The following is a 10251-nucleotide window of genomic DNA, read 5'->3' as shown; positions in this document are numbered from 1 at the left end:
GCCGGTCGACCGTTCGGGGGAGGTCCGTCGGCGGCGACCGAAGGTCCTCGAACGACCGCACGGTCAGTTCCGCGGGGACGAGGTCCTCGGCGGTGACCGACGGCAGGCGGTCGTGGTCGTAGATGGGGTCGCCGTCGAGTTCCGGGACGGCGAATGGAAGCCTGAACCCCTCGTCTCTGGGGAGGCCGTAGGCCAGCGGAATCGAGGCGACGTTCTCGACCCCCTCGAGGAGGCTGTTGGTGATGTCCGCGAGGCCGTCGCCGACGGCGAGACGCTGGAAGCTGTCGGCGTCGTCGTTGACCGAGAGGCCGCTCGAGTGTGAGCCCAACTCCGAGAGGACCCGCGGCCGCCTCTCGCCCGTGGGGTCGAGGTGTTCGTTGTTCGGCACCGACCGGGAGTGGGAACTGGCGACGTACAACTGCGGGTCGCCGCTGTCGGTGTCGAGAAACACCTGTAGCAGTTCCCAGTCGTGCCAGTGGAAGTTCGTCGTGAACTGGTCGAACGCCGAGTACACCCAGTACTGAACGACGGCCAGCGGCGAGGCGTCGTACTCGAGGACGCGGTAGAACACACGGGGCTGGGGTGGGTCGGTGTGGCCGCCGGCCTCGACGTAGCCGTTCAGGGCGTCGAAGCCGTCGACGACCGTCTCGCCGTCGCGGTCGCTCTCGAACTGCCGGGGGTCGGTCGGGAACCACCGCTCGTCGGTGTCGAAGTATATCGCCGGCGCGAACCGGTCGGCCAGCGTCCGCGCACGCTCGCCGGAGACTGCGTCGCCGTCCCGTCGTCCTCGGGTTCGAACAGCGAGCATCCGGAAAGCGACCCGGCCGCGCCACAGGCCGCCGCGCCGAGGACCGCCCGCCTACTGTGGTCGGTCACCGCGCGCCCCGCGTCGCGGCGGCCGTGAGTAGATGTCGCACGATACCCGGCATACCTCCTGCCGGACAATAGGCCTTCTGGCGGCGTGGGACACGGTCCCCGGGTATAGTGACGCTTTTCCGGGGCGCCGGCGAACTTCGACGTAATGACGGACATCATCGACGGCAACGCCGTCGCCCAGTCGATCCGTGACGACCTCGCATCGAGCATCGACACGCTCGATGCCGCGGGAACGACGCCGACGCTCGCGACGGTCCTGATGAGCGACGACCCGGCCAGCCAGACCTACGTCTCGATGAAACAGGACGACTGCGCGGAGGTCGGCATCGAGGCCGTCGACATCGAGATAGACCCCGACGCGCCGGCCGAGGAGTTGTTCGACACTATCGACGAACTGAACGAAGACGACGACGTCGACGGCATCCTCGTCCAGATGCCGACGCCGGACCACGTCGAGAAGCGCGCGGTCCTGCGCGCTATCGACCCCGAGAAGGACGTCGACGGTTTCCACCCCGAGAACGTCGGCCGACTCGTCGCTGGCGACGCCCGGTACAAGCCGTGTACCCCCCACGGAATCCAGAAACTCATCGAATCCGTCGGCGTCGACACCGAGGGCAAAGACGCGTCGTCGTCGGTCGCTCGGACATCGTCGGCAAGCCGATGGCGAACCTCCTGATCCAGAAGGCCGCGGGCGGCAACGCGACGACGACGGTGTGTCACTCCCGGACCGAGGACCTCGCCGAGAAGACCCGCGGGGCGGACATCCTCGTCGCCGCGGCGGGCGTCCCCGAGATGATCGACGGCGAGATGATCGGCGAGGGTGCCGTCGTCGTCGACGTGGGTATCAACCGCGTCGATGCCGATACCGAGAAGGGGTACGAACTGGTCGGCGACGTCGAGTTCGAGAGCGCGAAGGCGAAAGCCAGCGCCATCACGCCGGTCCCCGGCGGCGTCGGGCCGATGACCCGCGCGATGTTGCTGTACAACACGGTCAAGGCCGCGGCCCGGCAGGACGGCGTCGACGTCGAGTTGCCCTAACTGCCGAGGTCGTCGATCCGTTCCCGGGCCGACGCGAGGGCATCGGTGTCTCCGTAGGCGACGTAGTGGCTGAGGTCGGTGACCGCCCCCAGCAGTCGGTCCGAGGTGTCCAGCGGTACGTCGCCGTCCAGCGCCTCGATCCGTTTCTTGTGGTCGAGCAGCGACCCCATCGCCGTCCGGGCGTCGGGGTCGGGGTGGTCGTCGAGGTAGCGTTTCAGGTCCCGTCGGTAGTGGTCGGTGGCCGTCGCGGCGACGAGACCCCGGATAGGGACGAGCGAGGCTGGGACCTCCGCGCTCGGCGGTCGCTCGCCGGCGTCGGCACCGCGGAGCAGCGACAGGAAGTACAGTTGTTCCTCGTCCTCGACACGGAGGCTCCGGGCGAGTTCGTTGCCGACGAGGCGGAGGTCGACGGCGGCGACGAAGGTAGCGTCGAGCGGTTGCATCTCGCCGCCCCGGATGAACCCGCGGGTCCGGACGTACTCGCCGGCGGCGTCCGCGGCGCTCCTCGCGGCCTCCTCGATTCCGTCCGGGCCGTCGAGGGCCGCCCTCGCGGCCGCGAGGTCGAGCGTCGCGGGGTTGTCGGTGTGTTCGGTGTGGTCGTCGACGCCGACGCTCCGCATACTCCCACACGACGGGCAGGTCACCGACCCCGTCTCGTAGTACGACCACCGGTTGCCGCAGTTTCGACACTCGCGTTCGCCCCGGATCTTCATATCCCACCCTACGCCGACAGCGGCAAAAAACGGTCGGACACCGCCGGGAGCTATACCCCGCTGGCGGCCCACGATTCGAGTATGCGCGACCAAGCGGAGATCCGGGAGCAGTACGAGTTCCTCACCGAGGAGTTAGAGAGCCAGGAGATGCGCCACGAGGGCGTCCGGAAGCTGTTCAGCCACTACCGTCACGCCCTCGGATGGGTGTTAGAGGAGGAAGAGCACCTCTAGCGGTTCGCCCGCTGTCGGTAGGTTTAAGTGATTAGGTCCACCAGTTTCGGGTGACGCTTCGCTTGGAGGGCCGAAGCGTCAGCGGGGACCAATTCAGGGCGGCAAGCGAACGCGTGGGCTCTTTTCACCCCACGCGTCCGCTTTCCACTCGTTTCGTAACTCGACACCGAGCGACAGCGCCGCGCCGGTTCAGGAGATATCTAGCGACTCGTCAGCCCCGTCCGCGCCGACATCCCACTCCATCTCCAGTTCGATGCTGTGTTCGCCGGCCTCTTCCGGTCCCTCGTGTTCGGCCTTGACCTCGAACTCGACGGTGTTTGGCGGGGTCAGCGTGACGCTGTCGGTGCCCTGTTCGAGAGTTATCGGGCCGCCGTCGTCTAGTTTGTCGGCGACGGATCGGAGGTAGTCGGCGACGTCGGCGCGGGTGGCGTGTTGTTCGGACTTGAAGAGTACTCGTTCGACCATACTATCACTACTCCGTCCGAGATGATAACGGTATGGGCTGACACCGTCACCGCTCGTCAGATGAACCTATCACTGTAGTTACGCCGACCGTTCGGACGAACTCCGGATGGCTTCTCGGGCCTATTCGGTGTCCTCGAACCGTCGCTCCGTCGGTTTCAGTGCCCTCTCCGATCTCCGGCAATTCCTACGATCCGGTATACTTATGCTATCTCGACAGTAACTACGATGTGGACATTACCGATGTACGACCTGACAGGATTCCAGCGTGACCTCCTATATGTCATCGCGGGGAAAGAGGAACCACACGGGCTGGCGATCAAGGAGGAACTCGAGGAGTACTACGAGAAAGAGATACACCACGGGCGTCTCTACCCCAACCTCGACACCCTCGTCGACAAGGGCCTCGTCGAGAAGGGACAGCGTGACCGGCGGACGAACTACTATAGCTTGACACGTCGTGGTCGCCGAGAGATAGACGCGCGCCGTGAGTGGGAACAGCAGTACGTCGACCTGTAGTCGCTCCTGCCCGAACGCCGATAGCGGTCGTTCTCTTCGATACCGACCTGTTCCGGTCCGTGTGGGCACGCCACACACTTAATCCGCTGGTGGCCCTACTATCGGCTATGGACCGCGCAACGGCCACACCCGAGGTCACGACGATGCCCGGCGACCGGGCGCGCGCGTGGGTCGACCAAACGAGCGAACACGCGGCCACGAGCACCCACGTCTACGAGTTCGTCTGGGACCACACCGCCGACGCGTCGGCCCGTTCTGTACGGATCCGGACGGCAACGTCCTGATGGACTTCGCCGGTCACGTCGGCGCGGCACCGCTCGGGTACAACAATCCCACACTGTTAGACCGGATGGCCGAGTTCGACCTCGTCGACCCGTTGAAGATAGCCGGACAGGACTTCTACGTCAGCGCCGGCGACTCTTCGCTGCCCGGCCCGACGGAACTGATGGAGCGGTTGACCGATATCACCGACCACTACGGGATGGACACGGTCTTCCTCTCGAACAGCGGCGCCGAGGCCGTCGAGAACGCCATCAAGATATGTTACGACCACACGGGTGGGGAGTACGGCATCACCTTCGATGGCGCGTTCCACGGTCGGACGCTCGGCGCCCTCTCGCTGAACCGCTCGAAGGGCGTCTACCGCCGCGGGTTCCCCGAGATAAGCGGCATCGAGTCCGTCCCGTTCTGCCGGGACGAGGGCTGTGACCCAACCTCGTGTTCCTGTGGTTTCTTCGCCGGCGACACATCCCAGTTGCGGCGGATGCTCCACCCCAAGCGCGGGTCGGTCGACCCCGACGCCGTCGCGTACATCATCCTCGAACCGATTCAGGGCGAGGGCGGCTACTACCTCCCCAGCAACGCGTTTATGAACGAAGTGGCCGACATCGCCGAGACCCACGACATCCCGATCATCGCCGACGAGATACAGTCCGGACTGGGGCGGACGGGGAAACTCTGGGCCAGCGACCACTACGCTATCGAACCGTCGGTCATCACCGCCGCGAAGGGCCTGCGCGTGGGTGCGACAGTCGCCTCGGCCGATGTCTTCCCCGACGAGAAGAGTCGCCTCTCCTCGACGTGGGGTGCCGGCGACATCGTCGCCTCGATACAGGGGACGCTCACCATCGACATCATCCGCGAGCAGGGGTTGATGGACAACGCCGTCGAACGCGGCCGGGACCTCCGGGAGCGACTCCGTGCTGGAGTCCCCGATTCGGTCCTCGAAGAAGTGCGCGGGAAAGGGCTGATGATCGGTGTGGAGTTCGACACCAAAGAGCGTCGGGAGGCGGTCCAGCGGACGGCCTTCGAGAACGGCCTCCTCACTCTCGGAGCGGGGTACAGCACCATCCGACTGCTCCCGCCGCTGGACGTGACCGAACGCGAAGTCGAAATCGGTGCGGAGGCGTTCGTCGAGGCCGTCGAGTCGACGCTGTCGTGACGGCGTGTCGCTTGGAGGGCGCGTTTCGAACGTTTCAGCAGGGAATTAAATACTTTCTCATCTGAACGACAGTATCGTTCATCGATGTTCTCGCAGGACTACGGACCGATTACCGGAGGAAGTCCGCGCTCTAGTCCGGAGTCGAACAGGTCGTCGTGGGCACTTCGAGACAGTGGTTTCGGTGCCGCAGATCGGGGGCTCGGGCTGGCGCGCGCTGTAGCGAATTGGACGCCCGGACGCGCGGTAGCGGTCAGGACGCCCGGGCGCGCCGATATGGCGCGCCCCGGGGAGGAGTGAGGGGAGTCGTCGCGGGCCGGGCGCTCCGCGCCCGGAGACGCGAGCGGCGATAGCCGCGAGCTGCAGTTCCGCGCGCGACTACAGAAAGCGTCGGCGTTCTGGCGAGCGACGCGAGCCAGAGCTCGGAAGACGAGCGACGCGAGTCTTCCGGCGTAACCCGGGGCGGATGCCGCGCCGTCGGCGCGGCTCCGCAATGCGTCCTGGCGGAAATGAAAAGGGCGAGAACGGCCTGCCAAGGCCGTTCGAGGGCTTTCAGTGGAAGGTACGGGACACGTCTTCGTCGTCGGTCTCTTCCTGCTGGATCTTCTCCCAGGCGTCGACGAAGTCCTGCTCTAAGACCTCGGTGCGGTCGTCGCGGATGGCGAACATCCCGGCCTCGGTACAGATGGCCTTGATGTCCGCGCCGGAGGCTTCGGTGGTCTCTTCGGCCAGCGAGGCGAAGTCGACGGTCTCGGCGAGGTTCATGCTGCGCGTGTGGATCTGGAAGATCTGTTCGCGGCCCTCGGCGTCGGGTTTGGGGACTTCGATGAGGCGGTCGAAGCGGCCGGGGCGGAGGATAGCCCGATCCAGCATGTCGAAGCGGTTGGTGGCGGCGATGATGCGGATGTCCCCGCGCTCCTCGAAGCCGTCCATCTCCGAGAGCAGTTGCATCATCGTGCGCTGGACTTCGGCGTCGCCGGAGGTCTTCGATTCGGTCCGTTTGGCGGCGATGGCGTCGATCTCGTCGATGAAGATGACGGCGGGTTCGTGCTGGCGAGCCAGATCGAACAGGTCGCGGACCAACTTCGCGCCCTCGCCGATGAACTTGTGGACCAACTCCGACCCGGCCATCTTGATGAACGTCGCGTCGGTCTGGTTGGCGACGGCCTTGGCCATCATCGTCTTGCCGGTACCGGGCGGGCCGTACAGCAGGACGCCGCTCGGGGGGTCGATGCCCACGTCGTCGAACATGCCGGGGTTCTTCAGGGGCATCTCGACGGTCTCCCGAACTTCCTCGATCTGTTCTTGGATACCACCGATCTCGCCGTAGGTGACGCCGGGGGACTCGTCGACCTGCATCACGCGGGCACGGACGTCCGTCTCGTCGTCGAGGCTCTTGACGATGGAGAGGGAGTTGTTGACGGCGACGCGGTCGTCCGGTTCGAGGTCCTCGCGCATCTCCTCGGTGACCTCGGTGAGGGCCTCCTGGTTGTTGCCGTGCTGTTTGATGATGACGCCCTCGCCAGTGAGCTCTTGGACGGTGGCGACGAACAGCGGGGACTGCTTGAGTTTCTTGTTCTCGTGGGTCAGCCGTTCGAGCTTCTGCTGGTACTTGTTGTTCTCCGCGTTGGCGTCGAGCAGCTTGTCCCGCATCTCCTCGTTCTGGGACTCTAGGACCTCCAGTCGCTCCCGCAACGCCTCGATCTTCTCCTGCTGTGAGGCGTCCTCGTCGTAGGGGAGATCGACGTTGTCGACGGTATCAGTCATTGCTTCCCCACTAGCAGATGTGACCATAAGAGGTTTCGGGTAGGGTCTAGGACTGCCGCTCTCGGCCGCCGTACGGCGGTCTCTCGGCGAGCTGCCGACCGTCGGATCGTCACCCGCAAATGCCCCAAGGTAATATTAGTAGAGCAAAAATATTATTATCCTGTATCCGGTATGGGGTAGTAATGAGTACCTCAGAACAGACGCAGGTGGAGACGCCGGCGGAGAGCGGTTGGGACGCCGTCGCGGAGTTGCCGCCCAGCGCGAAACTGGTCGCGAAAGTGCTTGAGTACAACGAGCAGTTGACTCAGAGCCAACTCGCCGAGGAGACGCTGTTGCCCTCCCGGACCGTCCGGTACGCGCTGAACCGACTGGAGGAGATAGACGTCGTCGACTCGCGGTTCTCGTTCACCGACGCACGCAAGCGCGTCTACACCCTCGACATCGAGTGACCGTCCGGTAGCGGTCCCGGCGCCCCGAGACTGCGACCACACTTCACTTTCACCGTGGTCCCGGAACCACTAACGCCGGGCTGGCATACCCCCGGCAATGACACGTGTACTCCACACCGGAGACACACATCTGGGCTATCAGCAGTACCACGAGCCCCAGCGCAGGCAGGACTTCCTCGCAGCCTTCGAGCGCGTCGTCGAGGACGCCATCGCCGAGGACGTCGACGCCGTCGTCCACGCTGGGGACCTGTTCCACGACCGCCAGCCGCGACTCCCCGATATTATGGGCGCGCTGTCGGTCCTGCGGACGCTGGACGACGCCGGGATCCCCTTCCTCGCTGTCGTCGGTAACCACGAAACCAAGCGCGACGCCCAGTGGCTGGACCTCTACGAGTCGCTGGGGTTCGCAACGCGTCTGGGGTCCTCGCCCGTCGTCGTCGGTGACGTGGCCGTCTACGGGCTTGACTTCGTCCCCGAGTCCCAGCGGGCCGCCCTGGAGTACGACTTCGAACCCCACGACGCCGAGTCGGCCGTGCTGGTCTCCCACGGCCTGTTCGCGCCGTTCGACTACGGCGACTGGGACGCCACCGAGATTCTCGACGCCTCGCCCGTCGACTTCGACGCCGTCCTCCTCGGCGACGACCACGAGGCCAAACAGACACAGGTCGACGGGACGTGGCTCACTTACTGCGGGTCGACAGAGCGGGCGAGCGCGTCCGAACGCGCCGAGCGGGGGTACAACCTCGTCGACTTCACCGACGGCGTCGACATTCGCCGACGCGGCCTGCCGACGCGGGAGTTCGTCTTCGTCGACGTGGAACTGGCCGACGGGGAGGGCCACGACCGCGTTCAAGAGCGCGTCGGGCAACACGACCTCGAGGACGCGGTCGTCATCGTCGCTATCGAGGGCGAGGGCGACCCGATCACACCCGGCGAGATAGAGACGTTCGCGCTCGACCGCGGTGCGCTGGTCGCCCGGGTCAACGACCGCCGGGAGATAGCGGCCGACGCCGAAACGACGGTGAGCTTCGCCGACCCGGACGACGCCGTCGCCGAGCGCATCCGTGACCTCGGGCTGAGCGCCGCCGCGCGGGACATCGACGAGACCATCCGCGCGAGCAAAGTAGCCGACTCGACGGTCGCAGACACCGTCGAACAGCGGGTCCGCGAAATCGTCGACGAGGCCGACCCGGCGGCGTTCGAGTCCGCCGAGACTCCCACCGACGACGGGGAGTCGACTGCCGGTGACGAGGCCGAGGGCGGACAGACCGACGACCAAGCGACGATGGAGGAGTACCTGTGAGAATCGACCGCGTCCGCCTGCACAACTTCAAGTGCTACGGCGACGCCGACGTCCGACTCGACAGCGGTGTGACGGTCATCCACGGCGTCAACGGCAGCGGAAAGTCCTCGCTGCTGGAAGCCTGTTTTTTCGCGCTGTACGGCGCTCGTGCGCTGGACGGCAACCTCGACGACGTGGTCACCATCGGGGCCGAGGAGACGGAAATCGAACTGTGGTTCTCCCACGCTGGGGGCGAGTACCACCTCAAGCGGCGGATCCGCGCGACCGGCGAACGGCCGGTCACCGCCAAGTGCGTGCTGGAGGGCCCCGAGGCGACGTTCGAGGGTGCGCGCGATGTCCGCGCTCGGGTGACCGACCTCCTCCGGATGGACCACGAGGCGTTCGTCAACTGCGCGTACGTCCGACAGGGCGAGGTGAACAAACTCATCAACGCTCCGCGAGCGACCGGCAGGATATGATCGATGACCTCCTCCAGCTGGGGAAACTGGAGGAGTACCGCGAGCGGGCCAGCAGCGCCCGCGTCGGCGTCGGCCGCGTCAGGGACGACAAGCAGGGCGCTCTCGCACAGATCGACGAACAGATCGAGGCCAAAGCCGACAAGGACCTCGCCGAGCGGCTGAACGTCGTCGAGACCGAACTCTCGGCGGTGGCCGAGGAGATAGAGCGCTACGAGGACAACCGCGAGTCCGCCGTCGAGACCCTCGACGAGGCCGAGTCGATACTGTCGGAGTACGAGGAAAAGCGCGAGGAACTGTCGACGCTGGAGACCGAAATCTCCGACCTTCAGGAGGCCGTCGCCGAGGGCGAACGCACCCGGGAGTCGCTGGCCGAGGAAATCAGCGACTACCGAGAGCGCATCGACGAACACGAGGCCGACGCCGAGGCCGCCCTCGCAGAGACGGAACTCCCGACCGATGTGGACCGAGAGACCGTCGAACAGCGGCTCTCGGAGTTGGACGAACGGGACGACGAACTCGGCGAGGAGATACAGGACCATCGGCTCGCGGCACAGAAAGCGGACAGCGAGGCCGAGTCCCACCGGACCGAGGCCCAGCGGCTCGACGAGCAGGCCGAACAGAAGCGCGAGCGAGCGGACGAACTGGAAGCCGACATCGAGGCGACCGAGGAGACGCTGGCCCGAGCGCCCGGGGAGACGCTCTCGGAACTGGACGAGGAGATGGAACGGCTCCGGGACCGCCTTTGCCGACGGCCCCCGGTCGACGTCGGGGGAAGCTGGTCGTCGTCCCACGAGAGCGGCGAGCGCTGGCGGACGGGCGGCGGGCTATCAGGGGTGCCCCGCGAGCAATCGAGGAATGGTAAGAGAGGGAGGTGTCGTCGGCGTGGCGAGTGTTAGTCCTCGCCCAGCACGCGTCGAGTGCGGGTGGTCGTCGGGCGTGGCGAGTGTTAGTCCTCGCCCCAGCACGACTCGACGGTGGCGGCGTCGACGTGGTCCTG

9 protein-coding genes and 3 pseudogenes are annotated in these 10251 nt (G+C 65.9%); 8 read left to right on the top strand and 4 right to left on the bottom strand.

All coding sequences use genetic code 11. The annotated features are described in order from the left end of the window. Positions 1 to 876: pseudogene (locus tag GJ629_RS11370) on the bottom strand (hypothetical protein); the annotation flags it as partial. A gap of 145 nt (positions 877 to 1021) precedes the next feature. On the opposite strand from GJ629_RS11370, the pseudogene GJ629_RS11365 reads away from it, so the two are divergent. Beyond that, positions 1022 to 1914, top strand: a pseudogene (locus tag GJ629_RS11365) (bifunctional methylenetetrahydrofolate dehydrogenase/methenyltetrahydrofolate cyclohydrolase). Here GJ629_RS11365 and GJ629_RS11360 read toward each other — a convergent pair. Further along, positions 1911 to 2627 carry a TFIIB-type zinc ribbon-containing protein gene (locus GJ629_RS11360; protein ID WP_157513175.1) on the bottom strand — a complete coding sequence of 239 codons (717 nt, stop codon included), beginning with the start codon at positions 2625 to 2627 and terminating at the stop codon, positions 1911 to 1913. The pseudogene GJ629_RS11365 and the gene GJ629_RS11360 sit on opposite strands and share 4 nt — an antisense overlap. Before the next feature lie 81 nt (positions 2628 to 2708). On the opposite strand from GJ629_RS11360, the gene GJ629_RS16280 reads away from it, so the two are divergent. After that, complete coding sequence (locus GJ629_RS16280; RefSeq protein ID WP_197428568.1) at positions 2709 to 2858, top strand: hypothetical protein; 150 nt, start codon at positions 2709 to 2711, stop codon at positions 2856 to 2858. Positions 2859 to 3047: 189 nt separating this feature from the next. On the opposite strand, the gene GJ629_RS11355 is transcribed toward GJ629_RS16280, so the two are convergent. Continuing rightward, positions 3048 to 3323: an amphi-Trp domain-containing protein gene (locus GJ629_RS11355; protein WP_157513174.1), complete on the bottom strand. Its 276-nt coding sequence runs from the start codon at positions 3321 to 3323 to the stop codon at positions 3048 to 3050. A gap of 240 nt (positions 3324 to 3563) precedes the next feature. Here GJ629_RS11355 and GJ629_RS11350 point away from each other — a divergent pair, with 240 nt between their 5' ends. Continuing rightward, entirely contained in the window at positions 3564 to 3839 is a 276-nt protein-coding gene (locus GJ629_RS11350) for a PadR family transcriptional regulator (protein WP_157513173.1), read from the top strand. Positions 3840 to 3946: 107 nt separating this feature from the next. Then, positions 3947 to 5280, top strand: a pseudogene (locus tag GJ629_RS11345) (aminotransferase class III-fold pyridoxal phosphate-dependent enzyme). A gap of 549 nt (positions 5281 to 5829) precedes the next feature. Here the strand turns inward: GJ629_RS11345 and GJ629_RS11340 are convergent. Beyond that, the gene (locus GJ629_RS11340; RefSeq protein WP_157513172.1) at positions 5830 to 7044 is read right to left on the bottom strand and encodes a proteasome-activating nucleotidase; all 1215 of its coding nucleotides are present in this window, start codon (positions 7042 to 7044) and stop codon (positions 5830 to 5832) included. A gap of 182 nt (positions 7045 to 7226) precedes the next feature. Between GJ629_RS11340 and GJ629_RS11335 the strand changes: the two genes are divergently transcribed. The 4 genes from GJ629_RS11335 (at position 7227) to GJ629_RS11325 (ending at position 10150) form a co-directional block, all read left to right on the top strand. Continuing rightward, positions 7227 to 7493: a helix-turn-helix domain-containing protein gene (locus GJ629_RS11335; protein ID WP_157513171.1), complete on the top strand. Its 267-nt coding sequence runs from the start codon at positions 7227 to 7229 to the stop codon at positions 7491 to 7493. A gap of 97 nt (positions 7494 to 7590) precedes the next feature. Then, the gene (gene mre11 / locus GJ629_RS11330) at positions 7591 to 8796 is read left to right on the top strand and encodes a DNA double-strand break repair protein Mre11 (RefSeq protein WP_157513170.1); all 1206 of its coding nucleotides are present in this window, start codon (positions 7591 to 7593) and stop codon (positions 8794 to 8796) included. Further along, complete coding sequence (locus GJ629_RS17145; protein ID WP_370515879.1) at positions 8793 to 9254, top strand: AAA family ATPase; 462 nt, start codon at positions 8793 to 8795, stop codon at positions 9252 to 9254. Before mre11 ends, GJ629_RS17145 begins: the two co-directional genes overlap by 4 nt. Next, positions 9251 to 10150 (top strand): hypothetical protein, encoded by a 900-nt coding sequence (locus tag GJ629_RS11325; RefSeq protein WP_231754600.1) that lies wholly within the window; start codon positions 9251 to 9253, stop codon positions 10148 to 10150. The genes GJ629_RS17145 and GJ629_RS11325 overlap by 4 nt, the downstream gene beginning before the upstream one ends. Positions 10151 to 10251 lie beyond the last annotated feature (101 nt).

Origin of the sequence: Halapricum sp. CBA1109 (genome assembly GCF_009741825.1) — an archaeon.
Taxonomy (GTDB): Archaea; Halobacteriota; Halobacteria; order Halobacteriales; family Haloarculaceae; genus Halapricum.
This window is presented reverse-complemented; position numbering and strand designations above follow the sequence as displayed.

Bases quoted from the DNA above. Each gene is read 5' to 3' on its own strand.
- GJ629_RS11360 (WP_157513175.1), bottom strand. From the start codon at position 2,627: ATGAAGATCCGGGGCGAACGCGAGTGTCGAAACTGCGGCAACCGGTGG.
- GJ629_RS16280 (WP_197428568.1), top strand. From the start codon at position 2,709: ATGCGCGACCAAGCGGAGATCCGGGAGCAGTACGAGTTCCTCACCGAG.
- GJ629_RS11355 (WP_157513174.1), bottom strand. From the start codon at position 3,323: ATGGTCGAACGAGTACTCTTCAAGTCCGAACAACACGCCACCCGCGCC.
- GJ629_RS11350 (WP_157513173.1), top strand. From the start codon at position 3,564: ATGTACGACCTGACAGGATTCCAGCGTGACCTCCTATATGTCATCGCG.
- GJ629_RS11340 (WP_157513172.1), bottom strand. From the start codon at position 7,044: ATGACTGATACCGTCGACAACGTCGATCTCCCCTACGACGAGGACGCC.
- GJ629_RS11335 (WP_157513171.1), top strand. From the start codon at position 7,227: ATGAGTACCTCAGAACAGACGCAGGTGGAGACGCCGGCGGAGAGCGGT.
- mre11 (WP_157513170.1), top strand. From the start codon at position 7,591: ATGACACGTGTACTCCACACCGGAGACACACATCTGGGCTATCAGCAG.
- GJ629_RS11325 (WP_231754600.1), top strand. From the start codon at position 9,251: ATGATCGATGACCTCCTCCAGCTGGGGAAACTGGAGGAGTACCGCGAG.